This is a genomic window from Candidatus Vicinibacter proximus, assembly GCA_016713905.1.
Taxonomy (GTDB): Bacteria; Bacteroidota; Bacteroidia; order Chitinophagales; family Saprospiraceae; genus Vicinibacter; species Vicinibacter proximus.
Window position 1 is genome coordinate 648,505 of record JADJOE010000001.1, and the last position, 21,718, is coordinate 670,222.

17 protein-coding genes are annotated in these 21,718 nt (G+C 36.2%); 6 read left to right on the plus strand and 11 right to left on the minus strand.

The features are described 5' to 3' along the window. Positions 1–22 precede the first annotated feature (22 nt). Positions 23–1,303 (minus strand): serine--tRNA ligase, encoded by a 1,281-nt coding sequence (gene serS, locus IPJ83_02675; protein MBK7879452.1) that lies wholly within the window; start codon positions 1,301–1,303, stop codon positions 23–25. Between the two features lie 254 nt (positions 1,304–1,557). Here serS and rho point away from each other — a divergent pair, with 254 nt between their 5' ends. The 3 genes from rho to IPJ83_02690 all read left to right on the plus strand — a co-directional run bounded on the left by rho (position 1,558) and on the right by IPJ83_02690 (position 3,953). Then, positions 1,558–3,276, plus strand: coding sequence for a transcription termination factor Rho (rho, locus tag IPJ83_02680; GenBank protein ID MBK7879453.1), 1,719 nt, complete (start codon positions 1,558–1,560; stop codon positions 3,274–3,276). 77 nt (positions 3,277–3,353) lie between these two features. Then, positions 3,354–3,509 carry a 50S ribosomal protein L34 gene (gene rpmH / locus IPJ83_02685; protein ID MBK7879454.1) on the plus strand — a complete coding sequence of 52 codons (156 nt, stop codon included), beginning with the start codon at positions 3,354–3,356 and terminating at the stop codon, positions 3,507–3,509. Positions 3,510–3,527: 18 nt separating this feature from the next. Then, entirely contained in the window at positions 3,528–3,953 is a 426-nt protein-coding gene (locus IPJ83_02690) for a ribonuclease P protein component (protein MBK7879455.1), read from the plus strand. Positions 3,954–3,987: 34 nt separating this feature from the next. Here IPJ83_02690 and IPJ83_02695 read toward each other — a convergent pair whose 3' ends face one another. The 3 genes from IPJ83_02695 to pheS all read right to left on the minus strand — a co-directional run bounded on the left by IPJ83_02695 (position 3,988) and on the right by pheS (position 8,435). Continuing rightward, the gene (locus tag IPJ83_02695; GenBank protein MBK7879456.1) at positions 3,988–5,265 is read right to left on the minus strand and encodes a transglycosylase SLT domain-containing protein; all 1,278 of its coding nucleotides are present in this window, start codon (positions 5,263–5,265) and stop codon (positions 3,988–3,990) included. A gap of 791 nt (positions 5,266–6,056) precedes the next feature. After that, positions 6,057–7,400 carry a histidine--tRNA ligase gene (locus IPJ83_02700; protein ID MBK7879457.1) on the minus strand — a complete coding sequence of 448 codons (1,344 nt, stop codon included), beginning with the start codon at positions 7,398–7,400 and terminating at the stop codon, positions 6,057–6,059. A 3-nt stretch (positions 7,401–7,403) separates the two neighbouring features. Then, positions 7,404–8,435 carry a phenylalanine--tRNA ligase subunit alpha gene (gene pheS, locus IPJ83_02705; GenBank protein ID MBK7879458.1) on the minus strand — a complete coding sequence of 344 codons (1,032 nt, stop codon included), beginning with the start codon at positions 8,433–8,435 and terminating at the stop codon, positions 7,404–7,406. Between the two features lie 236 nt (positions 8,436–8,671). On the opposite strand from pheS, the gene IPJ83_02710 reads away from it, so the two are divergent. The 3 genes from IPJ83_02710 to IPJ83_02720 all read left to right on the plus strand — a co-directional run bounded on the left by IPJ83_02710 (position 8,672) and on the right by IPJ83_02720 (position 12,492). Further along, on the plus strand, positions 8,672–9,970 hold the full coding sequence (locus IPJ83_02710) for an O-antigen ligase family protein (GenBank protein ID MBK7879459.1): 1,299 nt from the start codon (positions 8,672–8,674) through the stop codon (positions 9,968–9,970). A gap of 54 nt (positions 9,971–10,024) precedes the next feature. After that, on the plus strand, positions 10,025–10,858 hold the full coding sequence (locus tag IPJ83_02715) for a DMT family transporter (GenBank protein MBK7879460.1): 834 nt from the start codon (positions 10,025–10,027) through the stop codon (positions 10,856–10,858). Between the two features lie 233 nt (positions 10,859–11,091). Beyond that, entirely contained in the window at positions 11,092–12,492 is a 1,401-nt protein-coding gene (locus IPJ83_02720) for a tetratricopeptide repeat protein (protein ID MBK7879461.1), read from the plus strand. 289 nt (positions 12,493–12,781) lie between these two features. Here the strand turns inward: IPJ83_02720 and IPJ83_02725 are convergent, their stop codons facing one another. From IPJ83_02725 to IPJ83_02755, 7 genes are all read right to left on the minus strand, one after another. Continuing rightward, positions 12,782–13,675, minus strand: a complete 894-nt coding sequence (locus IPJ83_02725) for a peptidylprolyl isomerase (protein ID MBK7879462.1) — start codon at positions 13,673–13,675, stop codon at positions 12,782–12,784. 5 nt (positions 13,676–13,680) lie between these two features. Further along, positions 13,681–14,328 carry a peptidylprolyl isomerase gene (locus tag IPJ83_02730; protein MBK7879463.1) on the minus strand — a complete coding sequence of 216 codons (648 nt, stop codon included), beginning with the start codon at positions 14,326–14,328 and terminating at the stop codon, positions 13,681–13,683. A 7-nt stretch (positions 14,329–14,335) separates the two neighbouring features. Beyond that, positions 14,336–14,698, minus strand: a complete 363-nt coding sequence (locus tag IPJ83_02735) for a hypothetical protein (GenBank protein MBK7879464.1) — start codon at positions 14,696–14,698, stop codon at positions 14,336–14,338. A 146-nt stretch (positions 14,699–14,844) separates the two neighbouring features. After that, the gene (locus IPJ83_02740) at positions 14,845–16,065 is read right to left on the minus strand and encodes an FtsX-like permease family protein (GenBank protein MBK7879465.1); all 1,221 of its coding nucleotides are present in this window, start codon (positions 16,063–16,065) and stop codon (positions 14,845–14,847) included. Then, positions 16,062–18,977, minus strand: coding sequence for a serine hydrolase (locus IPJ83_02745; GenBank protein ID MBK7879466.1), 2,916 nt, complete (start codon positions 18,975–18,977; stop codon positions 16,062–16,064). The genes IPJ83_02740 and IPJ83_02745 overlap by 4 nt, the downstream gene beginning before the upstream one ends. Further along, positions 18,977–20,908, minus strand: a complete 1,932-nt coding sequence (locus tag IPJ83_02750; GenBank protein ID MBK7879467.1) for a tetratricopeptide repeat protein — start codon at positions 20,906–20,908, stop codon at positions 18,977–18,979. The genes IPJ83_02745 and IPJ83_02750 overlap by 1 nt, the downstream gene beginning before the upstream one ends. 56 nt (positions 20,909–20,964) lie before the next feature. Then, positions 20,965–21,675, minus strand: a complete 711-nt coding sequence (locus IPJ83_02755; GenBank protein MBK7879468.1) for a YebC/PmpR family DNA-binding transcriptional regulator — start codon at positions 21,673–21,675, stop codon at positions 20,965–20,967. Positions 21,676–21,718 lie beyond the last annotated feature (43 nt).

Sequence of the window (21,718 nt, forward strand, 5' to 3'; positions counted from 1 at the left end):
ACAGGTTTACCAAATTTAAGGTTTAATTGATCCATTCACTTCCAAAATAGCTCTGAAGGGCCTTTGGGATTTTAATACCATTGGACGTTTGATGATTTTCAAGTATAGCGGCAACTATCCTTGCCAAGGCGAGTGCACTTCCATTTAGAGAATGGGCATATTGAGTTTCTCCATTTTCGTTCTTAAAGCGTAATTTCATACGATTTGTCTGAAAAGTTTCAAAATTGGATACCGAACTTACTTCGAGCCATCTTTTCTGAGCAGCTGAAAAAACTTCAAAATCGTAAGTTAGCGCAGAGGCAAACCCCATATCACCCCCACACAATCTTAAGATGCGATATGGGAGTTCGAGTTTTTTAAGGAGATTTTCTACATGATTTAGCATAAGTTCCAACGCTGCATACGAATTATCGGGATGTTCAATTCTTACAATTTCAACTTTATCAAATTGATGAACCCTATTCAGACCTTTAACATGAGCCCCATAAGAGCCGGCCTCTCTTCTGAAACAAGGGGTATATCCGGTCAAAAGGACAGGGAAATCGGCTTCTTTCAGAATCACATCCCGGTAAATATTAGTGACGGGCACTTCGGCAGTTGGAATAAGATAAAGTTCATCTTTTTCCACAAAATACATTTGAGCCTCCTTATCAGGGAGTTGGCCTGTTGCTCGAGCAGAATCAGCATTTACCATAAGGGGAGCCTGAATTTCTTCATAACCCAATTTGCTGGCTTCATCGAGGAAAAAATTTATGAGGGCCCTTTGAAGTTTTGCACCATTATTACGGTATAAAATGAAGCCTGAACCGGTTATTTTAACCCCTAATTCCATATCGAAAACCTTATATTTCTTAGCTAATTCCCAATGTGGTAAGGCATCTTCCGGCAGATCAGGCATTGGGTCGGTCCAATCTTTATATACAAGATTGTCATCGGCGGATTTTCCCTCCGGAACAGAAACATGTGGAATATTAGGTAACTGGATAAGCTTTTCCTCAATTAATTTGAGGCTAGAGTTGAGCAATTCTTCGTACTCCTTATTTTCTTCTTTAAGTCGTGCGACTTCCAGTTTGTTTTTTTCGGCGGAAGCAAGATCATTTGATTTCATTGCTAAGCCAATCTCTTTAGACAATTGGTTAATTTGGGATAGCCTCTGATCCATATTGGCTTGAGATAATTTACGCTGGTCGTCCAGAAATATTATTTCCTGAACCAGATCTAATTGTTCTTGGCTGATATTTCTTTTCTTTAAACCGGCAATAACCCTTTCCGTTTCGTTTCTGAGTATTTTTAATTCAATCATTTGTCCAATTTAGGGCAATTTTACGGGTAAATGATGATTTTTTGATAAAAAAAAGTACAGTCTAATAAAATGGTGTATATTTGCACCGTTAGGGCCTGGCTGCCCGTCTAAAACAAATTCCCGAATTTTTACTTTTCTTTTTCAACTTTAAGAAGTTCATTATCGGTTTGTATTTTGATTGATGCAGCAAGAAGTAGGTCTAATCATAAATATCCTATTTCAATTATTTTTTAAATTAATTCTTGACTTTGTCTATGTACGACATTTTACAATTGAACGACATGCTTGTTCCGGAGCTTAAGGAAATTGCTGAGCGTCTTGGTGTTCAAAATGCAAAAAAATTAACCAAACAGGATTTGGTTTATAAAATTCTGGACCAACAGGCTCTGGTTGGAAGTAAGAAATCTATATCGGATCAAGAGACTTCACAAAATGAATCTGAAGTTCCGTCCAAAGAAAAATCTTACGAAATATTGGAAGACGAAAACAATCTTCGGAACAGGAGACGCCGGGTTATTAAGCCGGAAGGAGCCGAGAAAGTCAGAGAAACAAAACCTGAATCAATTGTGGAGCAGGTTGAGTCCAATCCAGAAACAAAGACCGAAGAGGTAGAAACAAAACCTCAGGAAACAGAAGCTAATGTAGATCAAAGAAGAGAATTTAAACCCAGGAGAGAGGCATACCAAAATCGACATAATCGAAATCAACCCCGTCCGCATCCAAGAGACCAGCAACCTATAAATCCACCGCAGAATAGCCAAGCCAATATTTCCCAGTCCCAAAATACAGAATCGCCGGAAGATCAAACCGAACAGGAAGTTGTTCCACAAGAACCTGTTTTTGTTGTTGAGTTAGAAGGAGTAGTAGAAGGACAAGGAGTTTTGGAAATGATGCCGGAAGGGTATGGTTTTTTGAGAAGTTCCGATTACAATTATCTTAGTTCACCAGATGATGTGTATGTATCCCCTTCCCAAATTAAATTGTTTGGTGTAAAAACCGGGGATACGATAGTAGGCGCAGTCAGACCTCCCAAAGAAGGAGAAAAGTATTTTGCTTTATTAAGAGTTTCAAAGGTAAATGGTCTTGAGCCCAAACAAATTAGAGACAGAGTTCCGTTTGATTACTTAACGCCATTGTTTCCAAATGAAAAATTTAAGCTGACCACCTCTCCAACAGGAAGAGATTATGGTAACAGGATCATTGATTTGTTTACACCAATAGGTAAAGGTCAACGGGGCTTAATCGTAGCACAGCCAAAAACCGGTAAGACTTTTTTATTAAAAGACATTGCCAATGCCATTGCGGCCAATCATCCCGAGTGTTATTTGATCGTATTGCTTGTAGATGAACGACCTGAGGAGGTTACAGATATGAAGAGAAGTGTGAAGGCTGAGGTTATTTCTTCGACTTTCGATGAACCTGCGGACAATCATACCCGAGTAGCAAACATTGTACTGGAGAAAGCTAAAAGGTTGGTGGAATGCGGTCATGATGTAGTTATTTTACTTGATTCGATCACTCGTCTGGCCAGAGCGTATAATACTGTGGCTCCTTCATCGGGGAAAGTGTTATCCGGAGGAGTTGAGGCAAATGCTTTGCAAAAGCCTAAAAAGTTTTTTGGAGCTGCCAGAAAGATTGAAAATGGGGGTTCCCTTACTATATTGGCTACTGCATTAATCGATACCGGATCCAAAATGGATAGTGTTATTTTCGAAGAATTCAAGGGAACCGGTAATATGGAGTTACAATTAGATCGTAGTCTTGCCAATAAACGAATGTATCCTTCCATTGACCTTACCAAATCAAGTACCAGGAGGGAGGATCTATTGTTGGATGACACCATTGTACAAAAGATGTTTGTGTTACGAAACCACTTAGCCGACATGAAACCTGAAGAGGCTATTGAATTTATAAAGAAACATATGGTTGGGACTACAAGAAATGAAGAATTCCTAATTTCAATGAATAGTTAAAAAAATCTTTGACAATTAATAATATTGAACTACCTTTGCCATCCCTTTAAAAGAGGGCTTTTAAATTTGCAACTACGATGAAACGTACATTTCAACCTTCCAGAAGAAAAAGAGCCAATAAACATGGTTTTAGAAGCCGTATGAAGTCTAAGAACGGTCGCAGAGTATTGGCCAGAAGACGATCCAGAGGACGTCAGAGGTTGACTGTTTCAGATGAGAGCAGATTGAAATAATCAACTTGAGATCCGGATGTGGTCCGTGATTTAACATTTCCCAAAGAGTTAAGACTAAAATCAGCCAAGCAAATTGGGCTTTTATTTGAAAGTCCAAATTCGGTCTTGTGTTACCCAATTCTCGTAAAATTTCGTGTAGAGGATGAAAATTGTCCGAGGCTAATGCCAAGGGTAGCTTTTTCTGTACCTAAAAGAGCTTTTAAGTCAGCTGTGGTCAGGAACAGGATTAAAAGAAGGATGAAGGAATGTTACCGGTTAAACTGGAAGGAAAAGTTAGACCCAGAATTTTTGAATGATGTAGGCAATCTCACCATGATGTTGATTTATGTTGCCAAAGAAGAGAAAAAATACAATTTAATTCAAGATGGACTTCTTAAAATGTTGCTTCGATTAAAAAAAGAGATACTTAGCAATACAAACCCAGAAAAGTCAGGTGAAGAGTAGATTTGCAAAAACCCATACGAGTCTTAAAATAAATTTAACTTCTTATCAGTAGAACTGTGCCGTTTGGAATTTCATCATCATCGCTGATTGAATTCCAAGTTATAAGATCTTGAACAGAGATATTGGTGTATTGACTAGCAATTTCAACTAAACTTTCTCCGGTTTTTACCAAATGATAGCTACAATTTTTGAGACTTTCCACTTTAAGGGTAGGTTGAGCTTTAACATCAGCATAATCCATTGAATTATAAATCATCCCTGATGGCTCTAGATTTTCTATTGGATTAGGTTCAAGAATGAAAGGGCGAGTAAAACTTATTAAGTCCAATAAATTTCCAGGTATGGAAACATTTGCCAAATCTAAAGAATCCATTTTTGGGTAATATTCGTTCTTATAAAATTCTACAAATTCTATCATTTGGCTGTCTGGTAGACAAACATAATGTCCGGACTCAGATTTAGGGATAGAATTTTTTCTAAAAGAGGGATTTAGAAATCTAAAAAGTTCCTTAGATATTGATGTCTTCTTAAGTAATTTGGGAATATTTACCTCTTTATTGATTTTAACGAACGTCACTAAATTTGAAGTGTACTCCTCTTCACCGGGAAACAAGTTATGCTCAGAAAAATATTGCATCATATAATTGACACCTATGAAAGCAGGCACAAACAACTGCGTTTGACGGGGGAGATTTTTCCGGATGGTCCAAAAGTCCCTTGAACCGGATTTTTCAATAGCTTCCAGGACCTTATTTTCCCCACAATTATAAGCAGCCATGACAAGTGACCAGTCCCCGAACATTCCATATAGAGCTTTAAAATACTTTATTGCTGCAAGAGTAGAATTTACTGGATCAAGTCTTTGATCAATTTTGTCGTCAATTTTGAGTCCCCTGATTTTGGCTGTTCCCGGCATTAACTGCCATAGTCCGGCCGCACCCATATACGATTTTGCAGAAGGATTTAGGGTGGATTCGATTGCTGCTATGTACTTAATTTCGGCCGGAAGGTTATTATCTAAAAGTAGTTTCTCTATTAGTGGAAAATATTGATCTTTTCTATTTAAAATTTTTCTACTTGAGGTTCTGTCTATCAGGATAAATCGCTTAACTTGATCAATTACGTCCGCATCGATGACCATGTTAACCAAACAATACATCCCTTTTAATCGATCAATAATTTCTTCTTCCTGATAATTAGCATTGAGTCTATCGGAGAAGGAAAGGACCTCTTCGGGCCGCATAGCAGTCTCCGCCTTGAGCAGCGGAAAAGAGCACATAATCAGGCCTAAAAAAATCAATCGATATATCATGGTTAAAAAGAAGCAACTAATATATAACAAAAAAAACTTAAAAGAAGGAAAATTATCCAATTGGTATATTTTACTTCTGCAGGTAAAGAGAACGACAAAGGTACTTATTATGTTTTAGAATAAATTGTTAATGGGTTAAATGTTGTGTTAATACATATTATAAAATTTTATAATATATGAGATGATACCCAATATGCCTAAGGTGGGAAATTAGTTTCCTTGAATGGGATAGAGACTATTGGATCCCTTATATTTCAATAGAATTTCTATTCTAAGACAAAGAATTTCATCTTTCGTTGTTCTGCCAATGGTCGGACATGTTCGCAAGCGGTCGGAGACCTCCCTCATTTATCGTGCTTTCGTACGATACTCTGTCAAGGGCAGAAATTATTCGGTTATTCTTTAATTCTCTCTTTTCTTAAAATTTTTCGTTAGCCGCTTTCGCGGTGCCTTCACTTATCGTGCTGTCGCACGCTACTCTGCTGAAGCAGAGATCGTTCAGTCTTCCTCACAATCACAAATTCACTCATTTCCTCAATCCTTAAATAGTTTAAGTTTGATCCATTACCTACTTGATCCGCTTTGGTTAGTCAAAAAAACTTAAAGGGTCTTGATCTATGGATCCTTTTCTTTGCCTAAGGAAATCCTATTGCTTAGGATGGGTAAAATTGGAATTCGTCAGAAACATCCTCTTCATTAAAAATAAAATTTTGAATAAAAGAACACCCAATTTCATTTTGAAGAATTAGGAATTTAGGGGCTTAAGGTTAGAAGTCAATCTCAAACGAAAGTTATTTTGTAGGAGTAAATCTATCCACAATTGAATCCAATGTCAAATATTCCTGTACCCCGTTTAATTGATTTTTGACAGGATATATTTCCTTTAAGCGTTCTTCTTCTCCGATAATAAGGACATTTGGAATTTTGAGGTCTTCAGCGTATTTAAATGCTTTTTTAAGTTTTGTGAATTCGGGATAAACATCCACACTTATCTTACTTTTCCGAAGTTTACCTGCCAATGAAAAGCCATGTTTCAGGCTATTCTCATCCAGGGCTGTTATCAGAATTTGGACTGAAGAATTAAGGTCTTCCGGGAAAAGTTCCAGTTCATGCATGACATCATAAATTCTGTCTGCGCCAAAAGAAATTCCTACACCAGAAACTCCATCCAGACCAAAAATGCCAGTAAGGTTATCGTATCGACCTCCACCTCCCAAACTTCCCATTTTAATGCTTGTCGGAATTACTTCAAATATACAGCCGGTATAATACCCTAATCCCCTTGCCAGTGAGGGGTTAAAAGAAATATGGTTATATGTTTCTACATCACCGAGAAAAGAAAACACCTCTTCAATAGCGTGTACACCTTTTTCTGCTTTTTCGTTCAGACAAAAATCCTTGAGTTCAGTTTTTTTTGTAAGCTCAATAATTTCGCTTGCTGCAGTTTCTTCAAACCCAATGAGAACAAGTTCTTTTTTAACAGCCTCTTCACCAATTTTGTCTAATTTATCCAAAGTTGTAGTCATGGAAACGAAAAGATCAGGATTTCCAGCGTGTTTTGAAATTCCTTCTAAAATGTTCCTGTGATTGATCACAATCTTAACCGGAATCCCCAAGGAATGAAATACATCATCATAAATTTTTAGAAGTTCGGCCTCAAACATTAAACTTCCGGAGCCTACAACATCTGCATCACATTGGTAAAATTCTCTGTACCTACCTCTTTGGGGTCTATCCGCCCGCCAAACCGGCTGGATTTGATATCTTTTAAATGGAAAAGTGATCAGGTGACGGTTCATGGATACCACTCTGGCAAGGGGAACAGTAAGGTCATACCTCAGTCCTTTTTCAGAAATATGGGTTAAAAGTTTGTTTGAATCTCCATCTTTTAAAAATTGAGGATTGCAATCTTTTAAAAAGTCTCCGCTGTTAATTATTTTGAACAACAATTTGTCTCCTTCATCACCATATTTCCCCATTAGAGTAGAGAGATTTTCAATTGCCGGTGTTTCCAAAGGTTGATATCCGTGGCGAACGAAGGAATCTTCTATTGTGTCAAAAATAAATTTTCTTCTACGTGTCTGAAGTGGAAGAAAGTCGCGGGTACCTTTTGCTAAACTTGGTTTTTGAGACATTGGTTAGGCGCCTTTAAATTGTCTCAAAAATCTCAGATCATTTTCAAAATAATATCTGATATCGGGAATTTTATACAGTAACATTGCCTGCCGTTCAATTCCCATTCCAAAAGCGAAGCCGGAATATATTTCTGGGTCGATGCCACAATTTAACAGAACAGCCGGATCAACCATGCCGCATCCAAGAATTTCCAGCCAACCTGTTCCTTTTGTAATCCTGTGATCCGTTTCATCTTTTAATCCCCAGTAGATGTCCATTTCTGCTGAGGGTTCCGTAAATGGAAAATACGAAGGTCGCAATCGAATTTTAACATCATGGCCGAACATTTCCTTGGCAAAAAAGAGAAGTGTTTGTTTCAGGTCTGCCATGGAAACGCCTTTGTCTACATAGAGTCCTTCAACTTGATGGAACTGACAATGGGATCGTGCTGAAATGGTTTCGTTTCTATACACTCTTCCAGGAGCCAGGATCCTAATTGGTGGCTGGTAGGCCTTCATAAATCTGGATTGTACAGAAGAAGTGTGGGTTCTTAAAAGCATGTTTGGTAAGTCCTTCAAATAGAAGGTATCCTGCATATCTCTGGCAGGATGATCATCAGGAGTGTTCAGTGCGGTGAAATTATGCCAATCATCTTCAATTTCTCTGTCTTCAGCTACTTCGAATCCAATTTTTGAAAATATTCCAATAATTTTATCCATTACCTGAGAAATGGGATGTCTTGATCCTGCTCCAAGATTAATAGAGGGGAGGCTCATGTCAGGAGTCACTACAATTTTAGAGTCAGCTGAAGCGATTATTTGTGAAGCAGATGAAAATTTTTCATCTGCTGTTTGTTTAATGGCATTCAGCCGCAGTCCGTATTCTTTTTTTTGGTCTCTGGGAACAAAACTGATATTAGAAAAAAAAGCTTTTAAAATATTTTTAGACCCCAGAAACTTAATTCTAAATTGTTCCAATTCAGCAATATTGGAAATCGGATAATCTAAAATTTCCTGATTTAACTTCTCTAGAGGTGCAAACCAATCCTGGGACATCTATTTTATTATAGGGGTTTGGAAAGGTCACAAAATACGGTAGATTTTTGGATGATCAGGCATCTTGCATTTTTTTTCATCAATAATATCGAAAAACAAATATGAAGATCTTTGATCATGCGTTTGTGTTTTGTTTGAAATAAAAGAATTAAATGGGGAATAGGATTTAGAAAACAGCAAAAAGTGAATTGATTGTTAATTAACTGGAATTGCTGTAGATCTTAGTCGGAAATACCATGAATTTTAAAAATGCCCTTATTTTTGATATATTAATGAAAGTTACCATTCAGATTCAAGCAAAAGGTATACAACGAATATTCTTTTTTGCAATGTGTCTTTGTGCATGTGCACTAGGCTGGTCGAATTTTCTAATGAGCATTTCTACCATTATTTTAGGATTAACCATCTTTTTCAAAGATGAAAATGATAAAATCAGGCTCATTAATAAAGAGGATATAAATAATTTGACAAATCAAATATTCAAAGAGCCTATTCCCGGATGGATAATTTTGTATTATTTGATTGTGGTACTTTCCGGATTATGGTCTGAAAATAAAATAGAATGGTTAGATCAATTGAGAATTCAGTTGCCATTACTGGTGTTTCCACTCGCTTTTGTAGCCCATGGCAGACTAAGAATAAAGGAAATTGAATCTATTTTATTTATAGGAATATTCAGTTTGTGGATTGTTTCTGTGTATGTACTTTGGAATTATCTTAATCATTATGATGATATGAATTTGGCTTTATTAAAAGGGATTCCTATTGCAACGCCTATTTCACACGTTCGATTTAGTTTAATTCTTGCCTGTGCGTTACTTCTGCTGATAGAAAAATTGTTAAGTATACCTTTTAAGCAGTATTCCGTTAAAGAATATTTTATTTTTCTTTTGGCGATGTATTTTTTTGTTTTGATTCATGTGCTTAGTGTTAAGTCAGGAATTTTGGGTTTGTATTTAGGAATAATAATTTATCTCTTGATTTTTGCAATCAAACAGAAAAAATACTATATTTTATTTGGTGGCTTAGGTTTAATGGCTATTCTTGTTGGCCTTCTTTTTACTTTCAGCCCAAGTCTTCAAAATAAATATTTCTATACGCTGTGGCAAATTGGCGAGTATTCCAGGGGTAAGTGGCTATACTATTCAGATTTAGAGCGCATAAAATCCATTGAAATGGGTTTGGAAATGATCAAGTCGCATCCAATACTTGGAAGTGGAATTGGAGATATGCAAACAGTTACTGAGAAAACATATCTGGATCATCTAAATCACCGATTAATCAAATACCCACATAATCAATTTATATACAGTTGGGCATTTTGCGGGATTTTTAGTTTGTTAAGTCTTTTGGGGTTATTTTGGGCAATATTTATAAAGAACAATACTTCAAAATTTGTTTTATCCTTTGCAATCCAGGGGGTGATTTGGAGTTCATTTTTATATGAGCACACATTAGCAACTCAGGCAGGAATTTCATTGTTTTTAAGTATTACACTTTTATTTTGGGCGAGTCAGAAGACACATAGAATTTAGGAATTGGATTATATAAGAAAGAATTTCAGGCTAGCTCACCTTCTACTGTTTTTGGTGGCTTTAATATATGGAGCAAACTATTCTATTGCCAAAATAGTTTTAGACCCTGGCATTATAGGCGCAAATGGTTTTATACTGTTAAGGATTGTAGTGGCGACAGTACTTTTTGTATTGTTTTTCGGTTTGCCGAAGCGGGTGAATAAATCAGACCATCTTGAGCTAATAATTTGTTCCATTACAGGCGTTTTGGCTAACCAACTTTTGTTTTTTAATGGGTTGGCACTGACGAGTCCAATTCATGCAGCACTCATCATGGTATGCACACCATTGCTGGTATTGATATTAAGTACCATAGAGGGGAAGATATTGAGCAGAATCAACTGGCTGGGATGTGGGATAGGATTTGTGGGGGCAATTGGGCTTATAATGTCTGGCAATCCTAAGGATTCGCGAGGTGGGAATTGGGTCGGAGATTTGCTTGTGTTGGCGAATGCTATTTCCTATGCATTTTATCTAACAAGGATTCCAAAATTACTGAATAAATATTCTGCATTTGATATCATGAAGTGGATATTTTTGATAGCCTGTTTCATGTGTCTACCATTTGGATTCAAGGAAATTGGAAGGGTAAATTGGGCAGGGTTTACCAATACAGAATGGTATTCATTAGGATTTGTTTTAGTGTGTACTACTTTTTTAGCATATACTTTTAATGCAAAAGCTTTGGTTTTGAGTGATTCAAGTCTTGTAAGTAATTATATTTATTTACAGCCCTTAATCGCCGTAATTTTTGCGCTGATTATGAAAAAAGGGGATTTAAGTGCAAACATTACGATTAGTGGACTATTAATCATTGCCGGAGTATTTTTGTCAGGAAGAAGAGATTGAATTTTTTTTAAAAAAATCTTCAATATTTACTTTGTCATGAAAAATAAGGAGTTATGAATGTTTCAAAATAACATGCAAAATTTTAATCATTTGTATAAAGTTGAGGACAAATATTTTGAATATATAAAACTGATGAGGCATTCAACTGAGAAAATTCGCAATATTTTTTTTTATTAGACTAATCGCAAGAATTATATACTTTTACGGAGTCATTATTAATCCCTGAGAAGATAGTGTCTAGGAAAACGAAGCAAAATCCAAAACTTTCAAAACTCATAGCTGAGTTTGAGGACTCTGTGCAGAGTCTCTCGCCTGAATTATGGGTCGAAAAATCCTACCACAAATTAATCTCTCATTACGAAGAGCAGGGATGGCCTGAAAGATCCTTACAAGTCGTCGATATTGCATTAAAGCAATACAAATATCGAATTGAGTTTTATATTACCAAGGTTAGACTTTTATTAAGTTTAAGCAGGTACGATGAAGCACTTGAAATTGTAAATCAAGCTTATCATTTGTCGCCATATGATGTTGATATTCCCTTACTCAAAGCAAAAGTGCTTACTATTCAGGGATATGAGGAAGAAGCACTTCTAATCATCGATGAGCTCAAATTAATCTTCCAAAAAACCGATCTGCAGGAAATTTTATTAATGGAAGCTTTTATTAATGAGTCAATGAAAGATTTTGAAAAAATGTTCTACACGCTTAAGGAAGCGTTAACCATAAATCCTAATAATTCTAAGGCCCTCCAACAAATTTGGGTGAGCGTAGAATTTTCAAAGAAGTATGAGGAAAGTGTTGAATTGCACACTGAAATTATAGATAAAAATCCATATTCTTATCTGGCGTGGTATAATTTGGGTCATGCCCACTCCTGTTTGGGAGAATATGACAAGGCTATGGAAGCTTTGGAATATTCTTTCTTGATCAACAATAAGTTCGAGCAAGGGTACATGGATTGTGCAGAATTGGCCCTGCAGATGGGGGCATATGAAAAAGCCTACCAGTGCTACTCTGAAGCCAATGAAATGTTTGGGCCGGATACAGAGCTTGTTGCTTTTATGGCTGAATGTCTAATCAAATTAAATCGATACAAAGAGGCAAAACAAATTCTACAAAAAACAATCAGCCAGGACCCATTTAACGATGAAGTGTTTTACTATTTGGGTGAGTGTTTTTTAAAAGAGGAGAATTGGGAATTTGCACTTAAGTATTTTTTAGAGGCATTAGAGATTGATGAATATCGGGAAGAATATCATGCAGGTGCTGCAAAGGCTTATGAGCACCTTAATAATTTAAGAAAAGCGGAAATCCACTACAATAAAGCGGCCAGATGTGGTCAGGAGCAAAGTCAGTATTGGGCTATGTATATAAAGTTCCTTCTCCAACAGAACAACTTGGCAAAAGCGGAAAAGGTACTGCTTAGGGCAGATAAGTACTCTGTAGGTGCGGATCTTTGTTACTGTAAAATTGTCCTACAACTTTTAAGGGGTGACAGAAATGCTGCCATTATTGGTTTGGAAGAGGTTTTGCAGGATGACGCCTCAGGAAGCGAGTTGCTTTTTGAATTAATTCCTTCACTTACTGAGGATCAGGAAATAAAAGGAATGATCCGCTATTTTGCAGTATAGTTTAATTTTTGATGGATACATTAAGCCCATTTTGAGATTTATAAAATTGTATTCCAAGCTTAAATACTTTAAAATTTTTTATTTATTGATTTCGCGGCTGCCTTTTGAACGGAGCTATGCAAAAGTCAACCACTTAATAGACTGCGGTTCATTACTTTAATGCTAATCACAAATCGTTTATACCTGTGAGGGGCTTGACTTAATTGATAAATTGTCTTTTATCGCTCAACCTTAATAAATAAAATCAGTTCAACTTAAGATGTAGCTCAAGAGTTAAATTATCATTTGGTCAATGAAGAAATCGGATCTTCATTTTTACATCTTCGATTGGTCTATCTCCCTGTGCGGTTTGAACGGCTGCGATTTTGTCGATTACTTCTAGTCCATCAATAACTTCACCAAATACAGTATATTCCATATCCAGGAAAGGGGTCCCTCCATTTTCGAAATATATTTTTCTTTGTACATCACTGTATTTTATACCTTTCTGATCTTCAATTCTACTTAAGGTGGATTCGGACTGGATGTTTCCTTGAACGATGTAAAATTGTGAACCCGAAGATTTTTTTTCTGGATTTACAGAATCGCCAGTACGAGCTGCGGCCAAGGCACCTTTTTTATGGATGAAATTTTTATTGAACTCAGCGGGTATAGTATATCCAGGACCTCCACTTCCTAAAGGGCTTCCCGGAGAAGCTGTACGGGAATCCGGATCACCACCCTGAATCATAAATCCCCCTATCACCCTATGAAATAGGAGATCTTCAAAATAACCTTCTTCTACCAGTTTTGAAAAGTTGTCCCTGTGCAAAGGAGTTTCATCATAAAGTTGGACAAGCATTGAGCCAAATTTTGTATCAATTCTTATCAGACATTTATCAGGATGTTTGACTTCGATAACGGTACTACTCTCCAGGGTCTTTTTACCAAAGTTAGCTTTAAGGACAACTTTGTGTAAACCTGATTTAGTGAATTGGTGAATTGGATTTTTATCATATGAAATATCCCCATCGCCAAAATCCCATTCATAGGACAAAGCTTTGGAGGAGAGATTAGTAAAATTTATTTTTTCCGGTATTTTAACCACTGTTTTATCGCTTGTAAATAGGCTGAATTTTTTAGCACAGGCCGAAATGCCAAAGAGAACTGTAAATGCAGCGGTTGTAACTAAGGTCCACCTCATTTTTCCTAATCTACAAGTTTAACAGTCATTTTAATATCTGCAAGTGGTCTGTTCATTTGATCGCCCTGGACTGCTGCAATTTTATCGATTACATCCAATCCTTCCACCACTTCACCAAAAACGGTGTAGTCCCCATCTAAAAATGGAGTTCCCCCAAGCGTTGAATATTTCTTTATGTCTGATTCAGTGTAGTTTATTCCTTTTTGTAGGGCCAACATTTGTAATTGGGCAGCATCCATTGGTTGACCTTGGACGATGTAAAATTGGGAGCCTGATGATTTTTTCTGCGGGTTTACCTGATCACCCTGTCTGGCGGCACATAGCGCTCCTTTAAAATGGAACTTGCTTATTTCAGCATCGATGGTATATCCAGGTCCACCAGATCCAAGTGGTTGACCTGAAGCTGCATTTTTAGAATCCGGATCACCACCTTGAATCATAAAATTATTAATTACTCTGTGGAACAGGGTACCATCATAAAACTTCTGCTCAACCAGTTTTATAAAATTGGCCTTGTGCTTTGGGGTAGAATCGTAAAGCCTGACTTTCATATTTCCATAACTGGTTTCAATCAGTGCAAAGTTTCCTGATTTTTTAGTGTTGCAGGAAAGGGCTAATAATACAATTAGCAGTTTTGGTAAAAATTTTATCATGTTTATATTATTTAAAGCATTCTGAATAATTGTCCTGAAAATAATTAACGACCATCTTTTTTAGGTATTGCTCCTGTTCTTTAGCACCTTTTAAGGTAAAAGGACGAATCAATTCATAGTGAGGCCAGCCATCCTGATCTAGTCCTTCAAAATTATAATATCCATCTTGTGACAACAACCTACAAGAGGCAATATGCATCAAGTCTTGTTTTTCTTCTTTTGTAAACTTTTCAGTGATGGGTCTGCCCAATTCCTGAATTCCAATCAGAAATAAGATGGCGTTAAGATCAGGTAATTCTTTCCGATTCAGCCGTTCTTTAATAAAATGTCTTACTCTGAGCCACTCAAAGTCAAGTTCCCATTCTTCCATAAGACTGCAAAGTTATTCTATTAATGTCATTGGTGAAAGTCGGGATCAATTTTTGATTTTGAGAATGAGATTTTAATTAAAATTTGTCTAAGATTTAAAATGGAATATCCATCCATATGAGGCTTTTGGAAAACATATAGATATTATTAATCCTCCCTAAAAATGGCTTTTATTTCCCTGATTTTTGCTGTGGGTAAAAGGGAGGCGAGTAAAACAATAGAAAGTACCGTGAAACTTACCAAAAGGAAGTCCCCTGAGCGCAAGGCAATAGGGTAAGCATCAATAATAAATTCATCCGGCACTCTGATCAAAGCATAATTCATTTGGAGAATATAAAATATCATTGCCAGAACAAATCCAGATAAGAGTCCTATTAATCCGATTCCCAGACCAATCAGCAGAAAAATTTTCTTGATTTGTCGGGTGGTCATGCCTAAGGATTTAAGTATAGAAATGTCTTTTCTTTTTTCCAAAACAATCATCCAAAGTGTACCTACAATTGTAAAAGATACAAGAATAAGCGTAAGGCTGAATAGTAAAAAGAAAAGCCATTTTTCAAGATTCATAATTTTTAAAAAAGCTTCATCTTGTTTGTACCTGTCTTTTACAATAAAATCAGCACCACAAATCAGCTGAATTTTACGGATCAAGGAGCTGATATCCGTTTTGGGTTGAATTTTAATCTCAATTGCAGTCAGTAAATCAGGCGCATTAAGTAATTTTCTGAGCAATTCCAGATCAGCAAATAAATATTCATAATCTGCATCCTGATGAAGAGAGAAAATTGCAGAAGGAGTAAGTGGATGTCTGCTGAATTGCTCCTGAGAAAACTCATTATTGAGCTGATCTCCGTTTGGTGTAAAAACATAGAGATCAGTCATAACATTAGAAAGTGAGACACCTAATTTATTAGCTAATCCCAGACCTATCCATGTGAAGTTTGGATCAGACGAGCCTCTGAGGTTTCCTTCAACCAAAGCTGAGTCCAATAAGCTTACATGAATAAAATTGCTATCAACCCCCTTAATTATTCCAAAATCCTGTGCTTTGTCATATTGCAACATGCAGGTTTGATCCAATGTTTTTGAAAGATATTTTATATCAGGAAAAGAGCTAATGTCTTCTATTCTAAGAGATTTTTCATTGAAGGCTTTGCCAGATTTACTTACGATTTTAATATCAGGATTATGTTTACTGAATAAACCAGACAGGAGATTTTCAAAACCATTAAATACGGACAGCACAATAATTAGGGCAGCGGTACCTACTGACAGACCAAGGACAGAAATTCCTGTAATGAGATGAATAGCCTGAGAAGATTTTTTCTTTAACAGATATCTTAATGCAAGAAATGAGGTAGTATTCACGTGCGTGGTTTAATGGCGTTATAAATAGCATCATGAATTTTCAACCGATATCTATTTCTATGAAGTAAATTTATCTTACCGTTTGGAAAAGTTCTATTGGATAAAAAAACATATAAAAGATTTTGATCAGGGTCAGCCCAAGTACAGGTTCCGGTAAAACCCTGATGCCCAAAAGTTCTGGGTGATGAAAGTGAGGATACATAAGGAACTTCGACATTGCTCGTATCTCTTAGATCAAAGCACAAACCTCTTCTGCCTAATTCTTCATCCCTTCCTGTGAAGGAGCTTATTTGTTCTGCGGTAAAATATTCCCGTCCACCATAATTGCCATTATTTAAAAAACATTGCATAATGATAGCTACATCTTTGGAATTTCCGAACAAGCCAGCATGTCCACTTACTCCACCCAGCAATGCAGCACCCATATCATGTACGTGACCGCGAAGGGTCTGATGTCTGAAATAAGTATCTTCTTCGGAAGGAGCAATTTGTAAAATCAATTCATTACTTTCCCTTGGGTTATAATTCAAGAAATTTAATCCAAGTGGCTTATAAAAATTTCCTTGTAGATAATCTACCAAATTTTTACCTGTTAGAGCCTCCACTAAAGGTGGAATAAGGTAGAAACCAAGATCTGAATATAGAAATTTCTTCTGTTCGTTTAATTTGCTATTAATGATTCTCGTCCTTACTGAATCAAGAAAATCAGCTCTCAAAAATAAATCTTCTGCGACACAAATTGGAAAAGAGTCAGAGCATTGGTATCTATAATACCGATGGTCAATAAGGTTAAAAGTATCCAGACCAACCAGAGTTGATTTGTAAAAAGGAATCCATGTCAATAATTTAGCCTGATGCAGCAATATATCCCTAATCGAGATGTCCTCTTTATTGGAACCTTTTAAGAAAGGCAGATAATGAGATAGTTTTTTTTTTACATCCAAAAGATTATCGTCGTCCATCATCATTAGAGCTGGAGCTGACGCAAGGATTTTGGTTAAACTGGCCAAATCATATAAAGTTTCATCCTGGACCAGATTATTAGGATTTAAATCAAGTGTTCCGAATGATTTTTGATACAATATTTTATTGTCTTTAGCTACCAAGATTTGGCATCCCGGTGCGACTTTTAGATCTACTAACTTTTGTGCCAATTTATCAATAGCCAAAAGGCTGTCGGAACTTAATCCAGTAGCTTCTGGTATTGCATAACCCATGCGGAAGAGAGATGGTCGCTTGATAGATTTTCCAAGATAATAATCTGGTGAAATATCCAATGGCAGACTTCCTTTTATCGGGTCAGTACCAAATAGAAGTTGGGCGGAAATGTCTTGAGCAACAAAATTATCTTCATAAGCCAATAAAATGGATGGCACTTGATTAAATTCTTTTATAATGTAAGGATTTCCAAATACTACCAGAATTACTCTTTTATACTTGGCCAGATTGAGAATAATATTTTTTATGTTTTGGTTAAGTCCAAAACTATCCTTTTGTTTATAGCTTAATTTGTGTAGTGATATAATTACTAAATCCGCAGAATCAATGGTATCTAATATTTTTGTTGAGATGGTATCGTTCTTATTTATGAAAAAATGCTGAGCTTCACAAAAATCAGAAATCCTTGATTGAAATTTTGTTATCCCATTAACGCCTACACTGAGACTTACTATTTTTTTATTCAGATCGCGGATAGGAACATTGAGAAAGGTATCTTTTACTAAGGTTATTGCTTGCCTGTAGATATTTTCCTTTAATGCTTGTGCATTTGGGTGATTGATTTTTTTGAGGAGATCGATAGAGTCGGATGGCTGATAGTTTGACAAGCCTGCTTTTGATTTTGCTTCTAAAATTAATCTTACAGATTGATTCAACTTGTCTATTGAATAATTTCCATTTTCAATGACTGCTTTAATTTTTAAAATAGCTTCCTCAATATTTTCGCTTAACAATAAAATGTCGTTACCTGCTTTTAATGCTTCGATTTCCAGTTCACCGGGTTGGAAGGATTTTGAAACTGCTTTCATTTCCAGAGCATCTGTTATCACAAGCCCCTTAAATTGAAATTCCTCTCGCAGTATATTTTTAATGATGTTATGTGATAGGGTGGCAGGTACAATTTGTTGTTCTTCCAGTTTTGGTATAGCTAGATGGCCGACCATCACGGATGCAATATCTTTGGAACACATAACCCTGAATGGAAAAAGTTCCAAGGTGTCCAATTGATTTTTTTCATGGTTTAACGTCGGCAGTGCTTCATGAGAATCCATGTCGGTATCGCCATGGCCAGGGAAATGTTTGGCGCAAGCAAGAATGCCACCATCTTGTAATCCCTGCATATAAGCATAAGACTTGTTTGTAACTAAAATTTTATCTGAGCCGAACGATCTTTCATTAATGACAGGATTATTGGGATTGTTATTAATGTCAAGAACCGGTGCAAAATTGAGATGGATGCCTAACAGTTTTAGTTGGGCAGCCATTTGCTTTCCCATTTGATAAATTAGTTTGTTGTCCTGGATGGCACCGAGTGTCAATTGTTTGGGAAAATAAAAACCATCTTGTTTTAGTCTCATTCCAAGTCCCCATTCAGCATCAATACTTACAAGCAATGGAATTTTTGATACACTTTGATATTGTCTGGTGAGATCTGCCTGAGTTTGTGCATTTCCCTGAAAAAAACAGAGTCCACCAATATTTTTATCTACAATTAACCTGTAAATTGAGTTGATGTGGGCGGTGTCGTTATTGCCATAAGCCCGGACCATAAAAAGTTGTCCTATTTTTTCTGACAAGGTCATTTTGGACAATAGTGAATCAATCCAGATTTGATTAACACTTTGTAGTTGTCCAAAACTATCTTGAGAGAGAATCCAAAAAATGCTAAGTATGAAAATATTCCTGATCTTCATTACTTACTATGGGCATTGAATTTGTTTAAAATATCAGGGTCTATATCCTTGGCTGCTTTAAGCGCCTTTTCCGCATTAATTTGATCTCCTGCATTTAAATAAGTTAAATAGACATTGAAATGTGCCTCGGCATTTTTTGGATTCTTAATCAGCACCTTATTGAAATATTCCAATGCTTTGTTGTAGTCTTTCAAAACACCGTGTGCTACACCCAATAATGAAATTGTTTCCTGATCTTCGGCATTCATGCTGTATGCTTTATTAAGATATTCGATGGCTTTTACGGGATCGTTTTCCATCATGCCAGCTTGTCTTCCTTTTTCTCTATAGGATAATGTAAGATTTTTAAAAGCTTCTTCGTCTTGTGGTAAATATTTCAATATAAACTCATAACGTAATATTGCCAGGCTGTATTCTTTTGACAAAAAGTAAGCATTCCCTAAAAGCATGTAGGCATCAAAATACATTGGATGCAATTCAATAGCTTTTAACAAATGTTTTTTTGCCCGGGCTAGATTGGCTTCTATTTTGGCTGGGTCTTTTTCCTTTGCATTTGCATCCAGCAGTACACCGCCTACTGCATTATTTATTTTGGCGCTGTTGGGTGAATTTTTCACATCTGTTGTAATGAGAACAAAATCATTTTTCCATTCAAAGTTTCGGGTTATGGTTTTAGCACCATAAAGTAAAATCATAAATATGAAAAATCCTGTTCCCAGAAATTTATTTTTTTGGGTGATATATACAATAAACAATGCCATTAGAATTGAAAATCCTACTGATGGCATAAACAAGAATCGTTCACCCATGAAAGTTCCAATAGGAAATACTAGATTGCTTACCAAGCTTAAAGGTAAAAGATATGCCAAAATGGAAAATGAAAATATTGGATTGGCATTCCTGAACTTGAATATTCCGTATAAAAGTAAGGAGTATGTTGCCAGAGAAATTAGTGGAAATAAATTCCATATGGATTGAATGGCAATATGTTTAGGATAGTAATCATAAGTAAGCGGGTGTGGAAAAAAAAGCAAACCTATGTATTTCAGCAACGTATGAAAAATAGTTCCATAACGTTCTGCCGAAGTAACATAAACATATTTATCGTTTACAAATTTCAGGAAAGGATTGTTCATGAGTTCACCGGATTCACCAGCGATTGGATTCCAGCCTAATATTTGTGCACGAATGATAAAAAATAATAAACCAGGAAGGATGAGCCAAAACATGTATTTAATGGAATCACTAAATTTTTGATTGTACAATAGGAATAGACCTGCAGGAATAATCCCAATGTAAGTGATGGCATTTTCTTTAGACATTAAACCTAAAAACAAGCTAATGAGTGCAAAAAGCAAATATTTCTTATTGTTACTTTCAATAAAATTGAGTAATGAATCGAAACATAATAAAGAGAAGAGAAGAGCAACAATTTCATCCATTCCTTTAATGTTTGCTACACATTCAGTATGGACAGGATGAGCCATAAAGATTAAAGTACTCAGGAATGCGAGGATGGATGTTTTATCTTTAAATTTCAAGAGAAGCAATCTGCTTAGGACCTTATATAAAATTAAACAAAGGCATAAATAAGCCAGTAGGTTAAACAAGTGAAAAATAAAAGGCATAGCGCCGAATATTTCATACACCATGGCAAAAAATACAGGAGTTAGAGGCCGGTATCGTCCTCCCGAGACAAGTTTATCCTTACCTTCTTTTTTAAAAAAGCCCCTAAATGTATCTTTTGTTAACAAGTCAGGGATTCCACTGATTCCTTTGGTTACATATTCATTTCGAGTTATGACAATTCCATCGTCTACCGCAAATTCATTCAATAATGAATTTCCATACCATACAAACACCAGGATACCAATAAGCAGACGGTGATGTTTTGCTGAATATAGAAGGTGGTCATAAATCGATCCAAGCATTTTTATTATTTTATGAATGAATGACGAGACGAAGGAATGCAAAAAAGGTTCAAATTTTACTCCATGGTACTGTACACATTCTGTACGTCATCATCTTCCTCAATTTTATCCAGAAGTTTATTAACCTCGTCTTCCTGTTCCGTTGAAAGTTTCTTGGTGGTTGTAGGAATGCGGTCAAAACCAGATTCAATGATTTCAAAATTGTGTTGCTCAAAATATGCCTGAAGTTTTCCAAAAGCATCAAAAGCACCATATACAATCACTTCATCTCCTTCAACAGACAATTCTTCGCAGCCACAATCGATGAGTTCCAATTCCAACATTTCAGGATCTATATCTGCAGGTTTTTTGAATCTGAAATTACATTTGTGTTCAAACATAAAAGATACAGATCCTGTCACACCTAAACTTCCACCATATTTATTAAAATACGAACGGATGTTGGCAACAGTGCGGGTATGATTATCGGTGGCAGTCTCCACAAGAACTGCTATACCGTGGGGAGCATAACCTTCATAAATTATAATTTCCAAATCTTTTTCCTCCTTGGATGTTGCTTTCTTAATTGCTGCTTCCAATCTATCTTTTGGCATGTTAAGGGCTTTTGCGTTTTGCATGGCTGCCCTTAACCTAGGGTTATTGTCCGGATTTGGACCGGATGCTTTTACGGCCATAAACACATCTTTACTTATACGAGCAAACTGTTTGCTCATTTTTGCAAACCTTGCAAACATTTTGTGTTTTCTGACTTCGAAAATTCTTCCCATTTGTTCTGAAACTTAAAATTTAGGCAAAAATAGCTTATGAAAA

Coding starts and splice junctions, on each gene's coding strand:
- pheS (MBK7879458.1), bottom strand. CDS start 8,435: ATGTCCCAGGATTGGTTTGCACCTCTAGAGAAGTTAAATCAGGAAATT.
- IPJ83_02695 (MBK7879456.1), bottom strand. CDS start 5,265: ATGATATATCGATTGATTTTTTTAGGCCTGATTATGTGCTCTTTTCCG.
- rpmH (MBK7879454.1), top strand. CDS start 3,354: ATGAAACGTACATTTCAACCTTCCAGAAGAAAAAGAGCCAATAAACAT.
- rho (MBK7879453.1), top strand. CDS start 1,558: ATGTACGACATTTTACAATTGAACGACATGCTTGTTCCGGAGCTTAAG.
- serS (MBK7879452.1), bottom strand. CDS start 1,303: ATGATTGAATTAAAAATACTCAGAAACGAAACGGAAAGGGTTATTGCC.
- IPJ83_02755 (MBK7879468.1), bottom strand. CDS start 21,675: ATGGGAAGAATTTTCGAAGTCAGAAAACACAAAATGTTTGCAAGGTTT.
- IPJ83_02710 (MBK7879459.1), top strand. CDS start 8,672: ATGAATTTTAAAAATGCCCTTATTTTTGATATATTAATGAAAGTTACC.
- IPJ83_02725 (MBK7879462.1), bottom strand. CDS start 13,675: ATGAGGTGGACCTTAGTTACAACCGCTGCATTTACAGTTCTCTTTGGC.
- IPJ83_02745 (MBK7879466.1), bottom strand. CDS start 18,977: ATGAAGATCAGGAATATTTTCATACTTAGCATTTTTTGGATTCTCTCT.
- IPJ83_02735 (MBK7879464.1), bottom strand. CDS start 14,698: ATGGAAGAATGGGAACTTGACTTTGAGTGGCTCAGAGTAAGACATTTT.
- IPJ83_02730 (MBK7879463.1), bottom strand. CDS start 14,328: ATGATAAAATTTTTACCAAAACTGCTAATTGTATTATTAGCCCTTTCC.
- IPJ83_02750 (MBK7879467.1), bottom strand. CDS start 20,908: ATGCTTGGATCGATTTATGACCACCTTCTATATTCAGCAAAACATCAC.
- IPJ83_02700 (MBK7879457.1), bottom strand. CDS start 7,400: ATGTCTCAAAAACCAAGTTTAGCAAAAGGTACCCGCGACTTTCTTCCA.